Source organism: Aliivibrio kagoshimensis, assembly GCF_050337105.1.
Taxonomy (GTDB): Bacteria; Pseudomonadota; Gammaproteobacteria; order Enterobacterales; family Vibrionaceae; genus Aliivibrio_A; species Aliivibrio_A kagoshimensis.
Window position 1 is genome coordinate 21,296 of the sequence record NZ_JAKJSQ010000008.1, and the last position, 22,333, is coordinate 43,628.

The 22,333-nt window shown below is 45.1% G+C and carries 25 protein-coding genes and 2 pseudogenes; 24 read left to right on the forward strand and 3 right to left on the reverse strand.

Annotated features, from left to right (window positions below; translation table 11 throughout):
• Positions 1-5 precede the first annotated feature (5 nt).
• Both feoB and L4C32_RS04595 read left to right on the forward strand, forming a co-directional pair.
• Positions 6-2,009: a ferrous iron transport protein B gene (gene feoB, locus L4C32_RS04590; RefSeq protein ID WP_428195679.1), complete on the forward strand. Its 2,004-nt coding sequence runs from the start codon at positions 6-8 to the stop codon at positions 2,007-2,009.
• Between the two features lie 10 nt (positions 2,010-2,019).
• Positions 2,020-2,157 carry a FeoB-associated Cys-rich membrane protein gene (locus tag L4C32_RS04595; protein WP_428195680.1) on the forward strand — a complete coding sequence of 46 codons (138 nt, stop codon included), beginning with the start codon at positions 2,020-2,022 and terminating at the stop codon, positions 2,155-2,157.
• A gap of 75 nt (positions 2,158-2,232) precedes the next feature.
• On the opposite strand, the gene L4C32_RS04600 is transcribed toward L4C32_RS04595, so the two are convergent.
• Complete coding sequence (locus L4C32_RS04600) at positions 2,233-3,267, reverse strand: T6SS phospholipase effector Tle1-like catalytic domain-containing protein (protein ID WP_428195681.1); 1,035 nt, start codon at positions 3,265-3,267, stop codon at positions 2,233-2,235.
• Between the two features lie 455 nt (positions 3,268-3,722).
• On the opposite strand from L4C32_RS04600, the gene L4C32_RS04605 reads away from it, so the two are divergent.
• Both L4C32_RS04605 and L4C32_RS04610 read left to right on the forward strand, forming a co-directional pair.
• Positions 3,723-4,127 (forward strand): DUF6088 family protein, encoded by a 405-nt coding sequence (locus L4C32_RS04605; protein WP_428195682.1) that lies wholly within the window; start codon positions 3,723-3,725, stop codon positions 4,125-4,127.
• Positions 4,128-4,129: 2 nt separating this feature from the next.
• Complete coding sequence (locus L4C32_RS04610) at positions 4,130-5,077, forward strand: nucleotidyl transferase AbiEii/AbiGii toxin family protein (RefSeq protein WP_428195683.1); 948 nt, start codon at positions 4,130-4,132, stop codon at positions 5,075-5,077.
• A gap of 217 nt (positions 5,078-5,294) precedes the next feature.
• Here L4C32_RS04610 and L4C32_RS04615 read toward each other — a convergent pair whose 3' ends face one another.
• Positions 5,295-6,266, reverse strand: coding sequence for a transposase (locus L4C32_RS04615; protein WP_428195684.1), 972 nt, complete (start codon positions 6,264-6,266; stop codon positions 5,295-5,297).
• A 507-nt stretch (positions 6,267-6,773) separates the two neighbouring features.
• Between L4C32_RS04615 and L4C32_RS04620 the strand changes: the two genes are divergently transcribed.
• The 7 genes and pseudogenes from L4C32_RS04620 (at position 6,774) to L4C32_RS04650 (ending at position 11,445) form a co-directional block, all read left to right on the forward strand.
• A complete protein-coding gene (locus L4C32_RS04620; RefSeq protein ID WP_428195685.1) occupies positions 6,774-7,463 on the forward strand; it encodes an HAD family hydrolase in 690 nt (229 codons plus the stop codon).
• Between the two features lie 179 nt (positions 7,464-7,642).
• Positions 7,643-7,795 (forward strand): annotated as a pseudogene (locus L4C32_RS04625) (type II toxin-antitoxin system Phd/YefM family antitoxin); the annotation flags it as partial.
• A pseudogene (locus L4C32_RS04630) lies at positions 7,792-7,920 on the forward strand (Txe/YoeB family addiction module toxin); the annotation flags it as partial. The pseudogenes L4C32_RS04625 and L4C32_RS04630, both read left to right, overlap by 4 nt.
• Positions 7,921-7,944: 24 nt before the next feature.
• The gene (locus L4C32_RS04635) at positions 7,945-8,427 is read left to right on the forward strand and encodes a sensor histidine kinase (protein WP_428195686.1); all 483 of its coding nucleotides are present in this window, start codon (positions 7,945-7,947) and stop codon (positions 8,425-8,427) included.
• 221 nt (positions 8,428-8,648) lie between these two features.
• Positions 8,649-9,464, forward strand: a complete 816-nt coding sequence (locus tag L4C32_RS04640; protein WP_428195687.1) for an ABC transporter ATP-binding protein — start codon at positions 8,649-8,651, stop codon at positions 9,462-9,464.
• Positions 9,464-10,450 (forward strand): ABC transporter substrate-binding protein, encoded by a 987-nt coding sequence (locus L4C32_RS04645; protein ID WP_428195688.1) that lies wholly within the window; start codon positions 9,464-9,466, stop codon positions 10,448-10,450. Before L4C32_RS04640 ends, L4C32_RS04645 begins: the two co-directional genes overlap by 1 nt.
• Positions 10,451-10,497: 47 nt before the next feature.
• The gene (locus L4C32_RS04650; protein WP_428195743.1) at positions 10,498-11,445 is read left to right on the forward strand and encodes a FecCD family ABC transporter permease; all 948 of its coding nucleotides are present in this window, start codon (positions 10,498-10,500) and stop codon (positions 11,443-11,445) included.
• A 198-nt stretch (positions 11,446-11,643) separates the two neighbouring features.
• Here L4C32_RS04650 and L4C32_RS04655 read toward each other — a convergent pair whose 3' ends face one another.
• The gene (locus L4C32_RS04655) at positions 11,644-11,769 is read right to left on the reverse strand and encodes a hypothetical protein (protein WP_428195689.1); all 126 of its coding nucleotides are present in this window, start codon (positions 11,767-11,769) and stop codon (positions 11,644-11,646) included.
• A gap of 45 nt (positions 11,770-11,814) precedes the next feature.
• On the opposite strand from L4C32_RS04655, the gene phnC reads away from it, so the two are divergent.
• From phnC to phnP, 13 genes are read left to right on the forward strand one after another with little or no spacing between them, the layout of a single operon-like run.
• Positions 11,815-12,672, forward strand: a complete 858-nt coding sequence (phnC, locus tag L4C32_RS04660; protein ID WP_428195690.1) for a phosphonate ABC transporter ATP-binding protein — start codon at positions 11,815-11,817, stop codon at positions 12,670-12,672.
• Between the two features lie 34 nt (positions 12,673-12,706).
• A complete protein-coding gene (gene phnD, locus L4C32_RS04665) occupies positions 12,707-13,702 on the forward strand; it encodes a phosphonate ABC transporter substrate-binding protein (protein WP_428195691.1) in 996 nt (331 codons plus the stop codon).
• A 56-nt stretch (positions 13,703-13,758) separates the two neighbouring features.
• Positions 13,759-14,559: a phosphonate ABC transporter, permease protein PhnE gene (phnE, locus tag L4C32_RS04670; RefSeq protein WP_428195692.1), complete on the forward strand. Its 801-nt coding sequence runs from the start codon at positions 13,759-13,761 to the stop codon at positions 14,557-14,559.
• Between the two features lie 44 nt (positions 14,560-14,603).
• Positions 14,604-15,299, forward strand: a complete 696-nt coding sequence (gene phnF / locus L4C32_RS04675) for a phosphonate metabolism transcriptional regulator PhnF (RefSeq protein ID WP_428195693.1) — start codon at positions 14,604-14,606, stop codon at positions 15,297-15,299.
• Between the two features lies 1 nt (position 15,300).
• A complete protein-coding gene (phnG, locus tag L4C32_RS04680) occupies positions 15,301-15,756 on the forward strand; it encodes a phosphonate C-P lyase system protein PhnG (protein ID WP_428195694.1) in 456 nt (151 codons plus the stop codon).
• Positions 15,753-16,370 carry a phosphonate C-P lyase system protein PhnH gene (phnH, locus tag L4C32_RS04685; protein ID WP_428195695.1) on the forward strand — a complete coding sequence of 206 codons (618 nt, stop codon included), beginning with the start codon at positions 15,753-15,755 and terminating at the stop codon, positions 16,368-16,370. The genes phnG and phnH overlap by 4 nt, the downstream gene beginning before the upstream one ends.
• Positions 16,355-17,455, forward strand: coding sequence for a carbon-phosphorus lyase complex subunit (locus L4C32_RS04690; protein ID WP_428195696.1), 1,101 nt, complete (start codon positions 16,355-16,357; stop codon positions 17,453-17,455). The genes phnH and L4C32_RS04690 overlap by 16 nt, the downstream gene beginning before the upstream one ends.
• Complete coding sequence (locus tag L4C32_RS04695) at positions 17,448-18,332, forward strand: alpha-D-ribose 1-methylphosphonate 5-phosphate C-P-lyase PhnJ (protein WP_428195697.1); 885 nt, start codon at positions 17,448-17,450, stop codon at positions 18,330-18,332. Before L4C32_RS04690 ends, L4C32_RS04695 begins: the two co-directional genes overlap by 8 nt.
• Positions 18,326-19,114 (forward strand): phosphonate C-P lyase system protein PhnK, encoded by a 789-nt coding sequence (gene phnK / locus L4C32_RS04700; protein WP_428195698.1) that lies wholly within the window; start codon positions 18,326-18,328, stop codon positions 19,112-19,114. The genes L4C32_RS04695 and phnK overlap by 7 nt, the downstream gene beginning before the upstream one ends.
• 5 nt (positions 19,115-19,119) lie before the next feature.
• Positions 19,120-19,839 carry a phosphonate C-P lyase system protein PhnL gene (phnL, locus tag L4C32_RS04705; RefSeq protein ID WP_428195699.1) on the forward strand — a complete coding sequence of 240 codons (720 nt, stop codon included), beginning with the start codon at positions 19,120-19,122 and terminating at the stop codon, positions 19,837-19,839.
• 12 nt (positions 19,840-19,851) lie between these two features.
• Positions 19,852-20,988: an alpha-D-ribose 1-methylphosphonate 5-triphosphate diphosphatase gene (phnM, locus tag L4C32_RS04710; RefSeq protein ID WP_428195700.1), complete on the forward strand. Its 1,137-nt coding sequence runs from the start codon at positions 19,852-19,854 to the stop codon at positions 20,986-20,988.
• Positions 20,989-21,000: 12 nt separating this feature from the next.
• Entirely contained in the window at positions 21,001-21,558 is a 558-nt protein-coding gene (gene phnN, locus L4C32_RS04715; RefSeq protein ID WP_428195701.1) for a ribose 1,5-bisphosphokinase, read from the forward strand.
• On the forward strand, positions 21,549-22,304 hold the full coding sequence (phnP, locus tag L4C32_RS04720) for a phosphonate metabolism protein PhnP (RefSeq protein ID WP_428195702.1): 756 nt from the start codon (positions 21,549-21,551) through the stop codon (positions 22,302-22,304). The genes phnN and phnP overlap by 10 nt, the downstream gene beginning before the upstream one ends.
• Positions 22,305-22,333: the final 29 nt, after the last annotated feature.

The following is a 22,333-nucleotide window of genomic DNA, read 5'->3' on the forward strand; positions in this document are numbered from 1 at the left end:
CGGCTTTGAAAATTGCATTAGCAGGTAATCCTAATAGCGGGAAAACAACACTCTTTAATGCCATCACAGGGAATACAGCGCCTGTTGGAAATTGGGCTGGAGTCACCATTAGTAAAAAAGAGGGACAGGTAAAAAACACGATAAACCTTTCAGACGGTGTCATTACGGCGGTTGACCTGCCTGGCGCATATTCTATGTCTCCTTTCACTTCAGAAGAGACGATTACACGAAACTTTGTTAGAAACGAAAAACCTGACGTTATTCTTAACATTGTTGATTCAACAAACTTAAACAGAAGCCTATTTTTTACCACACAGCTTTTAGAACTCGGCATTCCTGTGGTTATCGCTCTGAATAAAAGCGACTTAAATCAGAAGAAACAAACAGAGATTGATATTGGCCAGTTGAGTCAAAGTCTTGGTTGTCCTGTTATTGAAACGATTGCCACTAAAAGCAGTGACAACGGCCTCGAGCAACTGATCGAGCAAGCGCTTGAAAGAAAAACTCATGCACAAACGGCACCGTTTAACGCTCAAGGAATTGAATTAAAAGATGCAGCATCGGTGCAAGAGTTAGATACGGAACGTTTCGAATTCGTAAAAAGTCTGGTTCAAAAAATAGAAAATAGACAGACACAAAGCACACAACTAACCACCCAAGATAAAGTAGACAGCGTATTAGCACACAAATGGCTTGGACTCCCTATTTTTGCCGTGGTGATGTGGTGTATCTTTTCACTATCACAGACGCACGTAGGTCCAATCTTGGCCGATGTTCTTGTTGGGTGGATCGATGAATTTTATGCACTTGTTGCTGGCTTATTAGGTGAAGATGTTTCTCCTCTGCTGAGTGCACTATTATTGGATGGTATCATTGGTGGTGTAGGCGCTGTAATTGGGTTCCTACCGTTAATTATGGTTCTCTTTTTCTTACTTGCCTTGCTTGAAGATAGTGGTTATATGGCGCGAGTTGCTGTCATTATGGACCGTTTCTTTAAGAAAGTGGGTCTGTCTGGAAAATCCATTATCCCCATGGTGATTGGAACGGGGTGTGCCATTCCAGGAATTATGGCAACAAGAACCATTCAAAACGAAAGACAGCGCAGAACGACTGCTATGTTGACCCCTTTTATGCCTTGTGGTGCTAAATTGCCAGTAATTGCACTATTTGCCGGTGTCTTTTTCCAAGATGCAGCATGGGTGGGTACGACTATGTATTTCGCAGGAATTGCATTGATTGTCTTAGGTGCATTGCTGGTGGTGAGAATAACAGGCGAAAAGAATACAAGAGCATTTTTCATACTCGAGTTACCTGAATATCGTTTCCCTAGTATTAGCCAAGCGGCACTATCTACCTTATCAAGAGCGAAAGCCTTCATCATTAAAGCGGGTACCATTATCTTACTCTGCAATGCAGCAGTACAGATCATGCAGACATTTGATTGGCAGTTCCAAGTAGTCGCAGAGGGCGCTGAGCACACGAGTATTTTGGCAGGAATTGCCTCACCTTTCGCTTTCGTACTTATTCCACTAGGTTTCGGTGCTTGGCAGTTAGCTGCAGCGGCGATAACCGGCTTTATTGCTAAAGAGAATGTGGTGGGGACCTTAGCAGTTGTCTATGGCATCACTAATTTCATCGATACTGAAGAACTTGCACTGGTATCAGGTAGTGCAGATGTCGCGACGGTGATGGGCTTATCGTCTGTTGCTGCGTTTGCCTACTTAATGTTTAACCTTTTCACTCCTCCATGTTTTGCCGCGATAGGCGCAATGAATGCGGAGTTAGAAGATAAAAAATGGTTAATGGGCGGAGTCGCATTCCAGTTTGGCATTGGTTATGTAACGGCGTTCCTTGCCTATCAAATCGGGACATACGTCACCACAGGTGCAGTAGGACAAGGTTTTGTATATGGTCTTATCGTCACTTCAGTACTGCTTGGTATTTTGATGTACCTCGTTAATAAGGGTGCAAAAAAAGAGCAGCAAAAATTAGATTTATGTTCTTCATAAGGGGTGCAATATGGCAAATATAATAGTGGGTCTGGTTATTTTACTTATTGTTGCTCTCTCTATATCTAAGGTAGTCAGAGATAAGCGCAAAGGAATAAAGTGTACTGGTTGTGCTCAAAGCGGAAGCTGCTCATCGAGTAAGAAGTAAAGCACCGAAAGAGTAGAAATTAACAGGGCGAACCAGAAATGGTTCGCTTTTTTACTTTAGAGGCAGTTGTTGATGTTAGTCGATAATCTCTTCCCAAGAGTTCGTCTGAAGTAACGCTTTCAAATTTTCGGGACGATAGCTAGGGTCGTTGTCATAACGCTCTTTAACGCTTTGATGGAGCTTGAGAGTGTTGGAGATCTTCAGTTTGCGATCTTCAGGGCTCTTTAATCTGAAAAAATGGATTCTTGATTGGTGCAGTTCTGGCAACTCAGTCGCTTTAGAGGCTTTGCTGAGTTGTTTTAGTAAGTGACTTTCAAACAAGAGTCCTTGAGCCATGGCTTCGTCTATCATCCATGCCAGTGCCGCATTTGAGGATAATAATTTGTGTTTATCTGGCGCGTAAGAACCGCCAATATCGCTATGAACACCTGCAAACCAAAGCTGTTTTAAGTCTGCGCCTTTTTGCTGTTGCCAAATGGTAGGGGAAAAATCTGTTCGTTTCTCATCAATGGCGAGTGCGTGTCTAGCAAAAGTGATGTTTGGGCCCATTTTAGAGTCGTAGAACTGCTCCTCTCTGTCGAAAAGACCTAAGAAATTTATCGGAATACCAAGTGCCCCTACGGTATCCCAGACTCCGACAAAATGGATCTGTTTCTCTAGATGGGAGTATTTTGATCTGAATGATTTCGCGCGCTCACCTGCTGGTTTACAGTCACTGTCTTCGTTCTTGTACAGATCCCACGCTTGCTCAATTCGTTTTGCCTCTTTTCGTTTTACAATGCCACAGTTATTGATGAGGCCACAGATTGCTCTTGACGTGTAGGCGCCACGGCTAAAACCAAAAAGGTAGATCTTATCGCCATCATTATAATTTTGAACAATATAGCGGTAACCATCTTTGATGTTTTTGGCTAACCCCTTTCCTGTAATTCCTCCTGAAACACTGTCGTGATATGAGCCTATTCCCCAATCGTAAAAGACATGCTGTTTAACATCATTATGTTCTGGTGCTATCGCACGTGCGACTCTAAGTACGTTGGTGGCGGTGTCTTTATCCTCTTTTTCAGGTCTATTCCAAGTGCCATCCGAGCAAACAATTATATTGGCCATGATCTGTTCCTTTTGAGCGTTTAGCGTAGATTCATCGGAACTGCTTTATCGATACAACCGCGTGAGTGAATAGATAAGTAAAGATACTAGTAGGAGTTATATCGAGATGCAAAAAAACGGTGCCTCACTTCTAAGACGTTAAATATAAAGTATTAATAGTGCTGTTTAGTTATTGCTTGGACGCGCTAAGTTGGGTAATACAACCCGTTATCTTGGAGTAGAAATGGAAGTTACATTCATATATCAGGGGATATTAATTTTCACTATAGGTGGTTTGTGAGGTTTTTTTTAGGTGATTGGAATTGCATTTATTTTAAGTGTTTGATAATTAAATTTATATTACCATTTCTCCTCCTTGCTTATGCCGTATTAATAATAACCTTCATGCCGTATTTATTCCTATTTTTATTGCGCTGAGTTATACTCAAACCAATGTAAAGTGTTAGGAGGTTCAAATGATAGCTGTTGATAGTATTTGTCAAAAGATAAAGCGCTCAAGACGCTATGTCTTTGAGCGTAAAGATTTTGATGGTGTTGCAAGCTACGATCAAATTGGCCGTGCTCTAAGACAGTTGGTTAACCAAGGTGATTTACTGAAGCTCGGATACGGTTTGTATACGAAAGCAAAACTAAATAGCCTCACGGGCAAACCGATGCCAACCAACCCAGGAGGTAGCGATGCACTTATGCGTGAAATCCTTAAAATGAAAGGCGTTGATTTCGAGATGGATAGTCTGTCTTTGCAAAGTCTCTCAGGTGAAAGTACTCAAATTCCATCTTCAGTTCATTACTCGTGGGATCCAAAACAGTTTAATCGCAAGCTGGTAGTAGGCAATCGCGTACTCAACTCACCGAGTTGACGATGAAAAAACTAAAACAACAGTTCCTTGAGGTTTCCGATGCTTTAGCGCTCGGAAACCCAGCAGTTATTGAAAAAGATTACTGGGTTGTTGCGTTGCTTGCTGAGTTAGAAAAGCTCACATTTGAAACCCATCAACTAGTTTTTGCCGGTGGTACGGCATTAGCAAAATCTAATGTCAAAATCTTACGAATGTCAGAAGACGTTGATATTAAGCTTATCCCAAGTAATGAATTTGACGCGTTAAGTCGTGGTAAAAAGAAAACCGCACGTAAAGAGCTTATCGAGCAAATAGAGCAGACGATTGCGCGGTCTCAGCAGTTTACAATTGAAAACCGACTTGTCCGTAATGAGTATCGTTATGTGGAGTATGAACTTAAATACCCACAACAATTTAACCAAGCCCCATGCTTGCGCCCGATCATCAAGCTAGAGTTGATGGAGACTATTCCGCTTCTAGAGGTAGAAGAGCGAGGGATTCAATCGTTAGTTGCAGAGCTTTATAAGCAGCGACAAGAGGTAAGCTCATTTCCTTGTGTTTCGGTTTACGCAACGTTAGTGGAGAAAGTACTTTCTATGTTACGTCGTACCATGTTGGTTAAGCGTAACGCCGAACGTAAAGACGATATTACTTTGGTTCGGCATATCTACGACGTTCATTGCATTGATACAGCACAGGCGCTTGATATTGAGTCACTAACCTCACTATTCGTAACAGTATTGCAAGAAGACGTCGAGCGCTTCGGCAACCAACATGCTGAGTTTGTCGCCGCCCCCAGCAAGGAGCTACGCCTTGACTTACAAGAGCTAGAAGGCAACCCTATTTTCCGTCAACGGTTTGCAGATTTTGTTACGCCTATGGTGTTTAACCCACAGCCACACGACTTTGATATTTGCTTCGCTTCATTTAAGCGTATTGCTCATCAGTTATTGTCATCGATAGATGAATGATTCCTGCCCAGATGTGCCTTCACGCTGAGACAAGCAAGGACAGACAAGCAAGGACAGACATCCTAGCCAAGCCTTAATGCAACTGAGAATGATATACCCAGATTTGACGTTCTCGGTGGGGAATGCTGGCTAAAAGTGTCGAAATAGACAAAATTCGATGCTAAAAGATATCCATTATCGTTCTTCAGGTGTAATGAGTGCGCGTTGAGAAGTACATTTATGCAGCAGGGGTGATTTTCAGTCCGGTATGTCGTTTTCGTTGAAGTTTATGGATGGCATGAGCGTAAGATTTCACTTCTCCCACTAAACTGGCTCGATTTTGCTCAAGGGTGGTGCAGAGTTTGAGCCACTCTTTCTGTTCAAAATTCAATTGCTGCAAAACTGGCGGGGCAGAGGCATCAATCGCCCCTTGCTTATTGGATCTAATTTGTTTGCTACTCCAATCCACAAACTCTAGGTAATCATCCAATCTAAACGGAATGCCTTTAATCATCTCGTTGGTTGGGTTACCAATAAAGGGGTGCAAGCAAGGTGGCGTTAACTTTTTCGATTTAAGGGCAGCGAGCCGCGCTTTTACTGAGGTAAAATCAGAGGTTTCCAGCGAGTCTGCCATGTTGGCGCGGATCGGGTTTAAATCGACATAAGCCATCGCCATTAATAGCGCTTTCTCATCGAGCAATGCCTGGCTTTTGAACCGCCCTTCCCAGAAGTGCCCAGTGCAATCATCTTCTTTATTTGCCATCCTGGCGATGGTTTGATTGAGGATTTTCATGAACCAACTGATGCTAGATAACCGTTCTCGCCACTGGGAAATAATCTGCTGACACACCTCCTTGGTTGAGCTATGGAGGTCTTGTTGAATAAGATAACGTTCAATCAGCAGCGGCATTTCATGGAGGGTACACCAACGTTCTATCACCTCTCTTTCGGTGAGTTTTTTAACGCCATCACAATCAATACTGAGCACCAAGTGATAGTGATTATGCATGATGGCATAGGCGCAGATATCAATACAAAACACATCGCTGAGCTCTTTGAGTTTATCTTCAATCCAACCACGGCGGTGTTCGTAATTTTGCTTAGTCATAACATCAACACCACACAAATAGCTGCGCCTTACACAGCGAGAAACGATGTGGTAATAGGGCGTAGCTTCAGAGCAGATAAGTTGACTTCTTGGCACAGTCACGATAAAGACCTTACGATAGGTTGAACATGATAACAGTGTAAGCAGGTTTGTCATGAATACGAATTGGAATGAATAGGCGTGCGAGTCAGTGAATGTTGAACTTGAAATAGATGAAACCAGTGAAGTTAAAAGTGTGATCGTTGCTCTTAGAGTGTGTGTCCTTGCAAGGATTCTAGTTGGTTTGGTCCAGAATTTAGGTGCCATACTAATAACATGTAGTGCAGTGGCTGTGTTGGCGACATTATCACGTAAATAATGAGTACCAACTGTTTCGACCGATATTGATTTACATAACCTTTTCAGGGAGTGTTTATCCGAAATCTCTCAGTATTCTGAAATTCGTAACACGTTTATGCCCCTTTTCGAGTCTGAGCAACCAATCATCCAAATTTGGCAGCAGAGATTCCTTCAATAAGGGATCTGTTTTATTCTTTATACTCTCGCCAATAAAAACGTCATAAAACTAAATTAAAATAAWTAACCAAAATACAAGRCAACGGTTTATACATGATCAAAGCTATATATTTTGACTTAGATAATACTCTTGTGAACARAGATGCTAGCATTGATAAGTTTGCTCATCACTTCATTAAAACATTGTCATTCGAACTACGAAATGCWTGCCCAATTCAGGTCAGTAATATAATTAAAGAGCAAGACTGCGGYGGTTACCTCACTAAAGACTCAGYATATAGTAAAATTTTTCAGGCAGTTGGATGTGAATTATCCTTAAARTTATCATGGRTAAAAAACAAAAGACCTGAWGATCTTAGTTTATTTTGGAAAAATGATTTTCCAAAATGCACTGTAGAGATGAGTGGAGCCGCTAATCTTGTTAATTACTTGCATCAGCAAGGCTATCATCTCGGCGTTATTTCWAATGGAGCTGAGATRAGTAGACGTTCTACCCTTGACGCTACATCCTTTAACCACCTTTTCTCTCAAATGGTTAGCTCAGAGAGTTTTGGTGTGAGTAAGCCAGATCCTTCGATTTTTGAACACACTGCCAAGCTAGCAGGATATAAAACAGAAGAATGTTTATATTTAGGGGATCACCCAGTAAAAGATATTTTAGGCGCAACGGGTTCAGGAATGAGAGCGGTGTGGTTAGCTGGGTTTCATGATGAAATTAGTCTTCCTAAAGAAGCTGTCATGGTGAACAATCTCAACGATGTACTAAAAGTTGTTAACTTATAAAATAACTATCTGTTGTTAAATTTCATTATTTGGAAAACAGTAGTTATCCGAAAGATCAGACTCTCATGAACTCCGTAACTCATTCCTGTCCAACTCCGATTCAAACAAGCATAACTGAATCAATACATCCTCATTAATATCACTTGTACAACCTATCGTAGAAGTTGGCTTGACGAGGTAATGGTGAAGATACAACGGTAATTACTCGTCGTGATTCGGAAAACGCAGTGGTAATGTCATAAGACTATTACAATAGCCTTATGGAGACAGATCATTTAAACCGTTCAATCACGCAGTTTCGAGCTGACAAAGTAACTGCACGCGAGCTGATTACTTATATTGGCAAACCCAAGACAAGAAAACACTCAAACGTATTAACAAGGTCATTAATGACACTAATAGGCTTGTTTATGCGGTCGATGATCAGGCAATTACTATCATTTCGTGTCGCTATTATAATTTACGTTATCGTCCAGCAACATTGATTAAAATTGAAGAGTTCTGGCAGAACGCGGATCTGGTTGAGTTATGTAAAACCGTCTGTATGGACATGGCCCCTGCCATCTATGCCGATCAACAACAACTGGTTTTCTACTCCAATATTGATTCGTTATGCCGACATGTTGAGCCGATAATGCTGCAAACGGCCTTAATCAACCTGATTGAGAATGCGCACCAATATGGCAAGCTCAGTGGTAAAGAGAATCAAATTGAAGTCAGTATCGAGCACAATCCCATCAGCAATCTAACGGTGATCAGCGTTGAAGATCGTGGCCCAGGGATCCCTGAATCACAACTCGAGCAAGTCACTCAGCCTCACGTCAGCTTAAAAAAACTCAACGTCGGTAATGGATTGGGCCTAGCCATTGTCAAGCAGGTGTGCGAGCAACATAAGTTAACCTTCACCATCAAAAACCGATCTGAAGGCGGTATCAAGGTGAGTCTAAGCGGCTTTCCTCACTGAAGATGAACTTTTGATGAAATACTCAACTAGACAACTCCTCCCCACCACTTTGCTTAATTGAGCACCTCCCGAATTTGGCAGGTAACGACTAAAAGCGAATAATTGGTTAATGCTGTACAGCTCTTTTTTGCGGAAATTGAAATAACATCTCTATTATGTTGGCAATCACATGATTAATTGTTATGTTATAACATAACAATTAATCATGTTTTGGCACCCTAATGGAAAAGTTGAATAAGCCTATATTGTCAGTTCAAAGTCTATGTGCTGATGGCCCCGCAAATTGGAGGGCGGTATCAGACGTCACATTTGATGTCTATGAGGGTGAATGTGTCGCCATTATTGGCCCAAATGGCAGTGGGAAATCGAGTTTACTAAAAGGTATCACGGGAGAATATCCAGCGGTATCTGGTGAACTTAAGATATTTGGTAGCAGAGTAGAGCACCTACCAAGACAAGAAATTGCTAAAAGAGTCGCCGTTGTTGCACAGCATGAACACGTTGATCCCCGCATAAGTGTCAGCGAATATGTTTTTCTGGGTCGTGTACCACATAGGTTCTGCTGTAGTAAAAAAGAACATGATAGGGCCGTAAAGCAAGCGATTGAAGATGTTGGCCTCTCACACAAATGTCATCGTTATTTTGGTGAACTCTCTGGCGGAGAACAACAGCGTGCAAGTATTGCGCGAGCATTTGCTCAGGAGCCCAGACTCCTTCTTTTAGATGAGCCGACTAATCATCTCGATCCACTTGCTCGCCTTGAGCTTCTTACGCTCATCAAACTTCGAGGTATTGCATCTGTGGTCGTACTGCATGATTTACCTCTAGTTACGCCTTTCGCTGACAATGTTCTCTTAATGTCTGAGCAAAAAATGGTGGCCTTTGCGCCGCCCGATATTCTTATGCGAGACGATTTCATGACACCTGTTTTTGGGCTACGGGTTATTCCGTTTAGCCACCCTAAAATGCATAGCACGATTCATCATTTTGAGGCTGCATCACCTCACAACCATTTATCTTTAATAGGAGCCGCCTAATGAAGTGGTCTTTGATTCCCACTCTGTTATTTGCTTTACCACTCTCTGTCGCAAACGCGACCGATACCCAATACCCAGTCACCGTTGATAATTGCGGTAGCCCGCTGATCATTGACAAACGTCCTGTTCGAGCCGTGGTCCACGATATTAATATGAGTGAGATGGCCTTTGCGCTTGGCCTTCAGGATAATATGGTTGGTGTTACCGGAATTACGGGCTGGTATAAGATGTCGCCATCATTCAATCAAAAGTTAGGCGATATCCCTGAGCTGGCACCAAAATATCCATCACTGGAAAGGCTCATTGCTGCGGAGACAGATTTCTTTTTCGCTGGCTGGAATTATGGAATGAAAGTCGGCGGTGAAGTCACGCCACAAACACTCAAGCCTTACGGAATCAGTACTTTAGTGCTGTCTGAAAGCTGCATTCATACCCAAAAAAATAATAACGGTGCCAGCATGGCGTTGCTTTACGATGACATCAAAAAATTAGGGGTTATTTTTGATAAACAATCAGAAGCTGAAACGTTAGTAAAAGACTGGAAAGCGAGGGTGAAAAAAGTAACAGAAAATGGTACGGACAACACCAGTACCCCACCAACAGTGTTTCTGTATGACTCAGGAGAGGACAAACCTTTCACGGCGGGTAAATACGCGATGCCAAATGCCATGATAGAAGCAGCAGGTGGTCGGAGTATCACTGGCAACATGGAAACCAGTTGGGGAAGAACCTCATGGGAAAACGTCGCGCGTGAAGATCCTGAAGTTATTATCCTTCTCGATTATCAAACAGCAAGTGGCGCCGATTCACTGCAACATTTTCTTGAGCAGCACCCTTTAATGAAGCACACCAAGGCGGTAACGTCAGGCCGTTATGTCAAGCTACGATATGAGCAGCTTACGCCCGGGCCTGCTAATATAGGTGCTATTGAGAAGCTCGCGAAGGCGTTTATCCCTCAACAAGAGAAAAGGCAGTTAACTGATTGATAATATTTAATAAATACCGAGTGGCATGGGTGGTTGGTATTGCTTCAATGCTGCTCGCTTTTATTTTGAGCTTACAATTTGGGTCTGTCCCTTTGTCTTTGAAGGAAGTGCTAACCGGGTTGCGCTCCTTCAATGATGAGGAGGTGAGCATGACTAGCCGAATACTGATAGATTTTAGGTTGCCTAGGGCATTGCTAGCTGTGATTGCCGGTTCGGGGCTTGCCATGGTAGGAGCGCTACTCCAAACCTCAACCAGAAACGACTTGGCCGATCCCTTTTTGTTCGGATTGTCCTCCGGTGCTTCTGCGGGCGCGGTGTTGATCATTACTCAACTAGGAGACACACTCGGCGTTTGGTCTCTTCCTATTGCCGCATTCACTGGCGGCATAGTGTCAGCCACCGCGGTATTGGTACTATTTTCAATGCAAAAAAAGCAGGGCAACAACAACCTGATCTTGTGCGGCTTAGCTATCTCATTTTTATTTGGTGCAATTACTAGCTTTCTGATTTATTCGGGCGATCAGCGTGCGGCAAGTTCTATCTTGTTCTGGACGATGGGCGGTTTAGGACTTGCTCGCTGGGACAATCTGATATTTGCGGCGCTGGGCGTGCTTTGCCTTGTTGTGTTAATAGCCAAACGCTATCGTGAACTGGACACCTTATTGGTCAGCGAACAGACAACGCGTTCGCTGGGTATTAATGTTCATCGGTTGCAAAGTGAGATCTTTCTCTGCTGTGCCTTTTGCACCGCGGCCATTGTGTCACTTACTGGTGTTGTAGGTTTTATTGGGCTGATGGTGCCACACCTTGTTCGTCCTTTTTCAGGAGTCATCCATAAGCGTTCGCTCCCCCTAATCGCACTTTGGGGCGCAGTCATTTTGTTGGTTGGTGATCTGGTAAGCCGAACCGTTTTGGCCCCTCAAGAATTACCCGTTGGTATCGTCACTGCGGCACTCGGTGGCCTGTTTGTTTTATACCTTGTCTGGCGTAAATAAGGTTTTGTGTAAAAATACTACTTAAGCTTTGATAACGTGTACGTTTGAACAAAAGCGAATTAAGGTAAGATGCTAGAAATGAACAAATCATAACTCATGGCTACTCTAGATAGTAGCGAGTGACCAATTAGACGCTTATCTACCCCCAAAATGGTCTAAGCGGTTTTCCTCACTGAAGATGAACTTTTGATGAAATACTCAACTAGACAACTCCTCCCCACCACTCTGCTTAATTGAGCACTCCCCTTTAATACCAACCACTTTAGGCACGTTACCAATACGATGCCTACCAAAAATGACATTTTGTTGCAATAAAACCGTCATTTACCACCTGCACGATAGAGCTGAATTAAACAGAAGGTTCACGCTATGAACAGTATCGTTAGCATTACAGAGTTAAATAAAACGTTTGGAAAAAACCAAGCGCTAAACAATATCAATCTCGACCTCAACCACCGTGGTATGACTGCTTTACTCGGCCCATCAGGTTCCGGCAAATCAACCCTACTACGCCATTTGAATGGTTTGGTTGCTGGCGACAACAGTAAACAAGATGCTGGAGCAATTAGCATTCTAGATCAACCAGTACAGCAAGCGGGCAAGATTGATAGAGACATTCGACATACTCGCTCTCACGCTGGTTTTATCTTCCAACAGTTCAATCTCGTTAACCGCTTAAGTGTTATCACCAATGTGTTAGTTGGCGCCTTAAGTGATACCCCGTGGTGGCGCTCCTTTAGCGGACGTTTTACTCGTTCACAACGCGATAAAGCCTTAGAAGCACTCAATCGAGTCGGTATGGCTGACTTTGCTCATCAACGAGTATCAACGCTATCTGGAGGCCAACAGCAGCGAGTTGCTATTGCTCGAGCATTAATGCAAGACGCCAAGATTATTTTTGCAGATGAACCGATTGCCTCTCTGGATCCTGAATCTTCTCGTATTGTGATGGAGCTGCTACAGCAGATTAATCAGCAAGAGAAGATTCCGGTCATCGTGACTCTGCATCAGGTGGAACACGCTCTGAAGTATTGCCAACACGTGATCGCACTACGCGATGGACACATTTTCTATCAAGGCAGTAGCAACGCGCTCAACGCCCAAAGCCTGCAAGCTTTATACCGAGGAAAAACCGAAGAGGCTGGCGTGATTGTGGAAGGTAACTTTCCCAATACTCCGGACACTTCATTACCGATTGAAACCAATCAATCAACCGTAAACAGTTAATCAACAGTCACATTTAATCAAAAGGAATCGAACAATGTTACGTGCAATTCGCAAAATATCACTTTGTGTGGCTATGGCCGCCTCTGTTTGTGCTCCGGCATGGGCTGACGACAAACCACTGAAAACACTGAATTTCGGTATTATTTCAACCGAATCACAGCAAAATCTAAAAACCTCATGGAACCCATTCATTGAAGACATGAGCAAGAAACTTGGGGTAGAAGTGAAAGCCTATTTTGCACCCGATTATGCAGGCATCATTCAAGGCATGCGATTTGATAAAGTGGACATTGCTTGGTATGGCAACAAATCAGCCATGGAAGCGGTGGATCGCGCAGGCGGGCAGATCTTTGCTCAAACGTCAGATGTAGAGGGTAACCCTGGGTATTGGAGTTTGCTTATCACCCATAAGGACAGTCCAATCAATACCGTTGAAGATATGTTGAAAAAACGTTCTGAGCTGGCCTTTGGTAATGGCGATCCGAACTCAACATCAGGCTATCTGGTTCCCTCTTATTACGTGTTTGCAAAGAATCAGGTGCAACCCTCTGAGTTTAAACGCACGCTAAACTCTAGCCACGAAGTCAATCTGTTTGCAGTCAGCAACAAGCAAGTGGATATTGCGACCAATAACACGGAAAGCTTGCGTCGATTTACTCGCAACAATGCGGATAAAGCGAAAAACATCAAAGTAATCTGGAAGTCACCATTGATCCCTGCGGATCCTATCGTGTGGCGCAAAAATCTACCAGAACAGACGAAAGATGCTATCTATGATTTCTTCATGAACTACGGAACCACAGGAAGCTCACGTGAGACTGCCATTCTCAAAGAGCTAGACTGGGCACCGTTTAAAGCGTCGTCTGACCTGCAACTGTTGCCAATTCGTCAGTTATCACTGTTCAAAAAGTTAAACAAACTCAACAGTGACAACAGTCCTGATGAAGCAACACTGACCAAGATTAACAATCTGAAATCCGAACTGTCAGCGCTCAATCGCCAAATGGCTGCGCTGCAAGCAATGGAATAGTCGTGATTGGGGGTGAGGAAAAACCTCACCCCATTTTTAACCAAATGAGAACGCTAATGAACGCCAATATTTCACTCAATGCAATTCATACCCCTCAGCACTGGGGCCAAAAACTCAAACAGTTTATTACTTTTGTTGTACTCGTTTGGGTACTCGCATGGGCATGGCAGGGGGCTGAGATGGACCCTATCCAACTGGTCGCTGATTCAGACAACATGGTTGAGCTTGCTCGTGACTTCTTTCCCCCTGATTTCTCTCACTGGGAGCTCTATGTCACGGAGACATTGATCACCATCCAAATCGCCATTTGGGGCACGGTTTTATCGTTAATTTTCTCCATCCCTTTGGGACTGCTGTGCGCTGAAAATATGGTGCCAGCATGGGTCTACCAACCAACGAGACGCCTAATGGATGCCACTCGCGCCATTAACGAAATGGTGTTTGCGATGCTGTTTGTTGTGGCCGTGGGCTTAGGTCCTTTTGCCGGCGTACTTGCCCTGTTTATTCACACAACTGGGGTATTGGCAAAACTCTTTTCTGAAGCGGTCGAAGCCATCGATTTAGGGCCAGTTGAAGGGGTAAGAGCGACAGGGGCGAATAAACTTGAAGAGATCATTTACGGCGTCATTCCTCAAGTACTGCCATTGTGGATATCGTTCACTTTATACCGATTTGAATCCAATGTTCGCTCCGCCACGGTAGTCGGCATGGTGGGTGCCGGTGGTGTTGGTGTGCTGTTATGGGAAGCCATTCGCGGTTTTCAGTTTCAACAGACCGCCGCCATTATGCTGGTCATCATTGTGACGGTAAGTCTGATTGACTTCTCCTCTCAATACATCCGTAAAGCGTACATTTAAAAATTTTACCCGTACTTGTCTAGATAACTTAACGGAAGCGCAGCATGCAGATATACATGAACATCGCTAAGCAACTTGAACAGGAAGTACAGCACCACTTTCAAGCGGGGGACTTCCTGCCTTCAGAGTCGCGCCTTGCTGATCGGTTTAAGGTAAACCGACACACGGTTAGGCGTGCTATCGATGAGCTGGTCTTTTGCGGGTTAATTGAGCGTCAGCAAGGTCGAGGCAATCAAGTGATTAGGCAACCCTATGCGTACCCATTACACTCAGGAGCGCATTTTACTCATAACCTATCCAAACAAGGTTATGCCCCGCGCTGCGAGGTGATTAATCGCCAGTTAGTCAACGCCAACGAACACTTAGCCAAGGTCTTACACATTGAGCAACAGAGCCAAATCATCAAGCTCACCACACTACGGGTGATCAACGGATTACCGTGTAGCTTGATTGAGCACTACCTGCCAAACTTAGATTGGTGGGCACCGCTGCAACACTTTGACAGTGGCTCTTTGCACAAATTCATCCACCAACAGCTCGATACAGAGCTGAGCCGAAAGTTCACAAAATTACGCTCTCGAATGGCCAACCGCCAAGAGCAAAAACAACTGCAACTGTCTGATAACACCCCTCTGATTATTTTTAGAACGGTAAATGTAGCAAGCCAGACCGAAGACATTCTGGAGTACTCTTGTTCCTATACCCGTTCTGACATGATTGAAATCGTATTGGAGCATTAGTATGAAACCGACCAAAAAGTCGGAGCGACAAGGCTGGATGTCAGCCCTCGCTCGGAGCGACTACTCACACCTAAAAAACGTCTGGAGTCAACTTAACTTGTCACCGGAACACCACATTATTAGAGCAGCAGAGACAGGCTTAATTCAAATTCAATCTCGCATGGGAGCCACTGGTAATGCTTTCAACATTGGTGATATGACCGTCACTCGCAGTGTGGTCAAACTGCCCAGTGGTGAGATGGGATACAGCTACATCAAAGGACGCAATAGAGCGCATGCTCACCTAGCCGCTTTGATTGACGCGTTAATGCAAAACAGCCATTACGCTGAACAACTGAAGGATCAAGTCATTACTCCTTTAGCGGCAACCATGGCTAAGCACACTGAGCTGCGACGTCGTCAAATCGCAACCAGTAAAGTGGATTTTTTCACTGTCGTTAGAGGAGAAGACGAATGAAGCTGATTACATCAGGATTTACTCACCCAACCCATGAAGCTCAAACCATTTTTCGCCAAGTGTTGGACGCAATCTCCTCACCTGGGAGTCTGCACACATTCAAGGCTGATTTCACTTTTGGCCTCGCTAACAGTGCAACGACCCAGCTGCTGTTAGCATTGACTGACAACAGCACACCGGTGTGGTTATCATCTGTACTGAGACACAACGAAACATTAACTCAAAATGTAAAGTTTCACACCAACGCTCCTCTAGCAGAGAGTACCGACACCGCCTGCTTTGCTGTGATGGCAGAAAATGAAACGGTGGATCTCACCACCTTTAGTTGGGGCAGCGCCGAATACCCGGAAACCAATACCACTCTCACCATTCAAGTCAGCGGATTTAACCGAGGTGAGACGCTCTCTCTGTCTGGTCCCGGTATCGATGGACAGCGTACAGTCTGTGTTGACGGCATCGATAACGAACTGCTTAAACAGATCACTCAAATCCAGCGTTCACAGCCTTTAGGCATTGATGTGTTACTCACCAGTGGCAATCAGCTGATGGCTCTGCCTCGCACCACACACATTGAACTCAGTAATAGGGAGGCATTAACATGTACGTTGCAGTAAAAGGGGGCGAAAAAGCCATCCAAGCCGCTCACCGTTTACAAGAGCAGAAACGCCGTGGAACGGGCAGTGAGCTGACTGTTGAACATATCGAACAACAACTCAGTAACTCGGTCGATCGCGTCATGACTGAAGGAGGAATTTTTGATACCCAATTGGCCGCATTAGCCATTAAACAAGCCAGCGGCGATTTAGTCGAAGCGATTTTTCTTCTTCGAGCCTATCGCACCACCCTCTCACGCTTTGCCACCAGCAACCCTGTCGATACCAGTACGATGGAGATCGAACGCCGCATTTCGGCCACGTTTAAGGATCTTCCTGGTGGGCAAGTATTAGGACCGACTCTGGACTATACCCACCGCTTACTCGATTTTTCTCTGATGGCTGAATCCGATGACTTCCCCCCATCAATCAGCGCAGAGAGCGAATCAGCAAGCACAGAGCCTTGCGCGCAAGTGATGTCCATTCTTGAGCAACAAGGGCTTGCTCCGCAAGAGTTGGATAATGGCGAGCAAGCAGAAGACATTACCTTACATCCGCCGAGTTATCCCGCAACACGAAGTGCCCGGCTACAGCAGTTAATGCGTAGTGACGAAGGTTTTTTACTGTCGATGGGCTACTCCACTCAACGAGGTTACGGTCGTAATCACCCATTTGCCGCCGAGATCCGTACTGGAAAAATCGTCATTTCACTCTGTCCTGAAGAGCTCGGTTTTGACATTGAACTCGGTGACATTGAGCTAACAGAGTGCCAAATGATCAACGGTTTCTCAGGGTCAAAAGAGATTAAACCCCAGTTTACCCGAGGTTATGGCATTTCATTTGGTGCCGGAGAACGAAAAGCGATGTCGATGGCACTGATTGATCGAGCGCTGCAAGCCGAAGCGTTAAACGAACCTGTCGAAGGGCCAGCGCAAGATCAAGAGTTCATGCTGTCTCATGGCGACAATGTAGAAGCGGCTGGTTTCGTGTCTCACTTAAAACTGCCCCACTACGTGGACTTTCAATCCGAACTGGAACTGATCCGCAAGCTGCAAAAAGAGCATCAACAGCGCGGCGAAGACAAGGAGCCATCGAACCATGACTAACACACACACACAGACCTCATCGGAAACGCAAGGTTACAACTACGGCTTCTTAGATGAACAGACCAAACGTATGATCCGCCGCGCCATCTTAAAGGCGGTGGCGATCCCAGGCTATCAAGTCCCTTTTGGTGGAAAGGAGATGCCTATGCCTTATGGCTGGGGAACGGGTGGCATTCAAATTACGGCGTCTATTATTGGCCAGCCTGATGTGCTTAAAGTGATCGATCAAGGGGCGGATGACACCACCAATGCGGTATCGATTCGTCAATTTTTTAAAAAGGTCGCCCAAGCCGAGACCACAGAAAAAACCGACCAGGCCACTATCATCCAGACTCGCCACCGGATTCCTGAAAAACCACTGACGGAAGGACAGATCTTGGTGTACCAAGTTCCGATCCCAGAACCACTGCGTTTTCTTGAACCCAGAGAAACAGAAACCCGAAAAATGCACGCTCTGAGTGAATACGGAATCATGCACGTCAAATTATACGAAGACATTGCCCGTTATGGCCACATTGCCACCTCTTACGCTTATCCGGTAATGGTGAACCAACGCTACATCATGGATCCCTCACCGATCCCGAAGTTTGATAACCCTAAGATGGACCGTATGCCGGCCCTACAACTGTTTGGTGCGGGTCGAGAAAAACGTATTTATGCCATTCCCCCTTTTACCGATGTGAAGAGCTTGGATTTTGAAGACCATCCGTTTGAAGTTCAACAATGGGATGAACCCTGCTCTATTTGTGGCGCCACTCATACCTTTCTTGATGAGGTGGTCACCGATGACCAAGGCAGCCGAATGTATGTGTGTTCAGACACCGACTATTGCCGCGAACACGATCTAAACCAACAACAGGAAATGTCATCATGTTAACTCAACTCGATAACGATCAGCCCCTACTTAATGTGTCTGGTTTGTCCAAACTCTACTCAGCAGGGAAAGGCTGTCAGGAGATTGACTTACAGCTGTTTCCTGGGGAAGTGTTAGGTATTGTTGGCGAATCTGGATCAGGAAAAAGTACCCTGTTAAGAGTTCTGTCTGGCCGAGAGACGCCAGAAAATGGCACTGTCAATTATCAGCAAGCAGACAAACAGATAGATCTCTACCAGCAACCTGACCGAGAGCGACGCCGCTTATTACGAACAGAGTGGGGCGTCGTGCATCAACACCCAATGGATGGGCTTAGGCCCCGTGTTTCTGCAGGGGGTAATATCGGTGAACGCTTAATGGCCATTGGCGATCGGCATTACGGTGACATTCGCTCTGAAGCACTGAGATGGCTCAGCGATGTTGAAATCCCGCAAGATCGCATCGATGACTTCCCTATTACCTTTTCTGGAGGTATGCAACAGCGCTTACAGATCGCCCGCAACTTGGTAACGAATCCAAAATTGGTCTTCATGGACGAGCCAACGGGAGGTTTGGATGTCTCCGTACAAGCTCGCCTGCTTGATCTTATCCGTAATCTGGTCACCAACTTGGGTCTTTCCGTCATTATTGTCACCCATGATCTCGCCGTTGCACGACTGCTCGCCGATCGCTTAATTGTGATGAAAGATAGCCGAATTGTCGAAACAGGCATTACTGATCAAGTGCTGGATGACCCACAACACCCTTACACCCAACTGCTGGTCTCTTCAGTCTTACAAGGATAAGAAAGATGTTAAGAGTAGAAAATATTAATAAATCCTTTGTCCTGCATAACCAGCAAGGCATTACGTTACCTGTGATTAACGATGTCAGCTTTCATGTCGATGCTGGACAATGTCTGGTGCTGCATGGAGAGTCAGGTTCAGGGAAATCGACATTATTACGCGCACTCTATGCCAACTATAGCGTGAACAGTGGTGAGATTTTGGTCTACAGCGGGGATCAATGGATCGACATTGCTATCGCCCCACCGAGAGAGGTCATTAAAGTACGGCAGCAAAGTTTGGGTTGGGTCAGCCAGTTTTTACGAGTGATCCCAAGAATTTCCGCCTTGGAAGTGGTGATGCAGCCTCTATTAGAAAGAGGCATCAGTAAACCTGAAGCGGAACAAAAAGCGTCTCGTATGTTGGAACGACTCAACGTGCCGGAAACCCTATGGCACTTGGCACCAGCCACATTTTCAGGCGGAGAGCAGCAACGAGTGAACATCGCGAGAGGTTTTATCGTTGACGCCCCTATCCTGTTACTGGATGAACCTACCGCATCACTGGACGAAAAAAACAGAGAAGAGGTTATTCAGCTCATCACTGAAGCCAAACAGCGCGGAGCAACCATTGTGGGTATTTTCCATGATGAGTATGTCCGTGAGCGCGTAGCAGACATTTTCTTCGACGTAAAAACCGCCACCACTTACCCAGCTGTTACGCCTCGTAGCGCATCAATACAATAGAAGGATACTGACATGAAAATCACCAATATTCAGATGGTTTTAGAAGATGCGATCATGGTCGGCACCATAGAGATAGAAAATGGCATCATCACGTCCATTTCCAGTGAACACGATGATGATCCCTGCTGTATTGATGGCCAAGGAAACTGGTTGCTGCCAGGGTTAATCGAACTTCATACCGACAATCTAGAGAAATACTTCACTCCTAGACCAAAAGTAAGCTGGCCTCCTTTCTCAGCGATGGCGGCGCACGACGCGCAATTAATCGGTTCTGGTATCACCACGGTATTAGACGCCGTTGCCATTGGTGATGTTCGAGATGGTGGCACAAGGCAAGATTATCTCGATAAGATGATTGAAACCTTAGTGGAATCAGAACGACGCGGGGTGAATCGTTGTGAACACTTACTGCACATTCGCTGTGAACTGCCCCACTCCTCGACCTATGGATTGGCTGAGCGCTACCTTGCCCTCCCTCAAGTACAGATGGTGTCGTTGATGGATCACTCACCGGGACAGCGTCAGTTTGTCAATATCGACAAATACTATGAGTACTATCAAGGCAAATATGGCCTTACTGACAGCGAAATGAAAGCTTATGAAGTTGAGCAGCGAGATTTATCCATGCAGTGGTCAGATAAAAACCGTCGTGCCATTGTCGAGCTCTGCCATCAACGTGGTATCCCTATGGCGAGTCATGATGATGCGACTCAAGAACACGTTGAAGAGTCACACGAATTGGGCTTAGTACTGGCCGAATTCCCAACCACTATTGAGGCGGCAAAACGCTCACATCAATTGGGGATGCATGTATTAATGGGCGCACCCAATGTGGTTCGCGGTGGTTCGCACTCTGGTAATGTCGCCGCCTATGAATTGGCCTCGATGGGGGTGCTTGATGTTCTCTCTTCCGACTATTTTCCACTAAGCTTATTAGATTCGGTATTCAAACTGGCAGAAGATCCACGTAATGCACTGGATTTACCCAGCGCTGTCAAACTGGCAACCCTAAATCCAGCCAATGCCTTAAATTTACACGATCGTGGCTCGATTGAGGTGGGTAAACGCGCAGATCTTATCTTGGTGGATCTCGTTGAAGGCCAAGCCTATGTTCAACGTGCATGGCGTAAAGGCCAGTTAGTGTATTAATAAGGAGGGATCATGGCCAATCTATTCTACATTATGGGCGCGTCCGGCTGTGGTAAAGACACGGTGATTCAAGCGCTTCGTTCTGACCCTCGTCTCTCGATGCAAGTGGCTCATCGATATATTACTCGTCCTGCAGACAGTGGGAACGAAAACCACATCGCATTGACTGAAGCCGAGTTTCACCACCGTGTGGAGATGGAACTCTTCTCTATGTGTTGGCATGCAAATGGACTCTACTATGGAGTAGGTAAAGAGATAGAGCACTGGTTAGAGCAAGGTCAAAATGTGTTACTCAATGGCTCTCGGGAATACTACCCCAAAGCAAAACAGCGTTTTGGTGAGCAGCTCATACCGGTTTGGATTACCGTAGAGATGTCACAGCTGCGAGCTCGACTTCAAGATCGTGGACGTGAATCGGATACACAAATTCATGACCGAATCCAGCGCGCAATCCACTACCAATCCTCCATGCCGACTGAGGCGTGGGTCATTGATAACAGTGGCGAAATATCGCAAAGTGTTGAACGCTTTTTTCACAAACTTCATGAGGAGTCTCCCCTGTGCAGTTAACCCTATTAGGGACAGGCAACGTCGGTCATCTACCCGTTTACGGGTGTCAGTGTCCGGCGTGCCAACGCGCTCACCAACATCCGCAGTACCGAAGAGGAAAAACGTCTGCAGTGATCACCTGCAATGGCAAAACCTTACTACTGGATGCCAATCACCCCAAGTTAATGAGTCTATTTTCGCCTGGTACTATTGATGCGATACTGCTGACTCATTTTCATATGGATCACGTTCAGTCACTGTTTGATCTGCGCTGGGGGGTTGGGGAGACTATTCCCGTGTTCTCCCCGCCCGATGTGATGGGTTGTGACGATTTGTACAAACACCCGGGGATTCTGCAGTTTAAAGCACTTGTGGAGTTTCAACCTTTCAACTGGCAAGGTATTACCATCACCCCTGTGCCGATGCAGCATTCAAAGTTATGCTTTGGGTACATATTTGAGTACAACAACCAACGGCTTGCCTACTTCACCGACACCATCAACTTTCCTGTGCACACTCAAAACATGCTCCACAATATCGACATTGATCTTATGCTATTGGATTGCAATCACCCTCCGCTGCTAGACACTGCATCCTGTAATCACAATGACCTCACTATTGCTACTCGTATCAAACATCAGTACCCAATTAAATCTATGGGGCTAATCCATGTCAGCCACCAACTAGACTCTTGGGCAATGGAGCATCCCGAGCACTTTACTGACCAGCTATTCCTAGCCCGAGATGGCCAAACTTTTCACTTCTGAACGATAAAAAAATAGCCAATAAGAGACCT

Bases quoted from the DNA above. Each gene is read 5' to 3' on its own strand.
- phnK (WP_428195698.1), top strand. From the start codon at position 18,326: ATGTTAACTCAACTCGATAACGATCAGCCCCTACTTAATGTGTCTGGT.
- L4C32_RS04595 (WP_428195680.1), top strand. From the start codon at position 2,020: ATGGCAAATATAATAGTGGGTCTGGTTATTTTACTTATTGTTGCTCTC.
- L4C32_RS04655 (WP_428195689.1), bottom strand. From the start codon at position 11,769: ATGACGGTTTTATTGCAACAAAATGTCATTTTTGGTAGGCATCGTATT.
- phnL (WP_428195699.1), top strand. From the start codon at position 19,120: ATGTTAAGAGTAGAAAATATTAATAAATCCTTTGTCCTGCATAACCAG.
- L4C32_RS04600 (WP_428195681.1), bottom strand. From the start codon at position 3,267: ATGGCCAATATAATTGTTTGCTCGGATGGCACTTGGAATAGACCTGAA.
- phnM (WP_428195700.1), top strand. From the start codon at position 19,852: ATGAAAATCACCAATATTCAGATGGTTTTAGAAGATGCGATCATGGTC.
- phnD (WP_428195691.1), top strand. From the start codon at position 12,707: ATGTTACGTGCAATTCGCAAAATATCACTTTGTGTGGCTATGGCCGCC.
- L4C32_RS04645 (WP_428195688.1), top strand. From the start codon at position 9,464: ATGAAGTGGTCTTTGATTCCCACTCTGTTATTTGCTTTACCACTCTCT.
- phnH (WP_428195695.1), top strand. From the start codon at position 15,753: ATGAAGCTGATTACATCAGGATTTACTCACCCAACCCATGAAGCTCAA.
- L4C32_RS04690 (WP_428195696.1), top strand. From the start codon at position 16,355: ATGTACGTTGCAGTAAAAGGGGGCGAAAAAGCCATCCAAGCCGCTCAC.
- phnC (WP_428195690.1), top strand. From the start codon at position 11,815: ATGAACAGTATCGTTAGCATTACAGAGTTAAATAAAACGTTTGGAAAA.
- L4C32_RS04650 (WP_428195743.1), top strand. From the start codon at position 10,498: ATGCTGCTCGCTTTTATTTTGAGCTTACAATTTGGGTCTGTCCCTTTG.
- phnN (WP_428195701.1), top strand. From the start codon at position 21,001: ATGGCCAATCTATTCTACATTATGGGCGCGTCCGGCTGTGGTAAAGAC.
- L4C32_RS04610 (WP_428195683.1), top strand. From the start codon at position 4,130: ATGAAAAAACTAAAACAACAGTTCCTTGAGGTTTCCGATGCTTTAGCG.
- phnE (WP_428195692.1), top strand. From the start codon at position 13,759: ATGAACGCCAATATTTCACTCAATGCAATTCATACCCCTCAGCACTGG.
- L4C32_RS04695 (WP_428195697.1), top strand. From the start codon at position 17,448: ATGACTAACACACACACACAGACCTCATCGGAAACGCAAGGTTACAAC.
- L4C32_RS04605 (WP_428195682.1), top strand. From the start codon at position 3,723: ATGATAGCTGTTGATAGTATTTGTCAAAAGATAAAGCGCTCAAGACGC.
- phnG (WP_428195694.1), top strand. From the start codon at position 15,301: ATGAAACCGACCAAAAAGTCGGAGCGACAAGGCTGGATGTCAGCCCTC.
- L4C32_RS04640 (WP_428195687.1), top strand. From the start codon at position 8,649: ATGGAAAAGTTGAATAAGCCTATATTGTCAGTTCAAAGTCTATGTGCT.
- phnF (WP_428195693.1), top strand. From the start codon at position 14,604: ATGCAGATATACATGAACATCGCTAAGCAACTTGAACAGGAAGTACAG.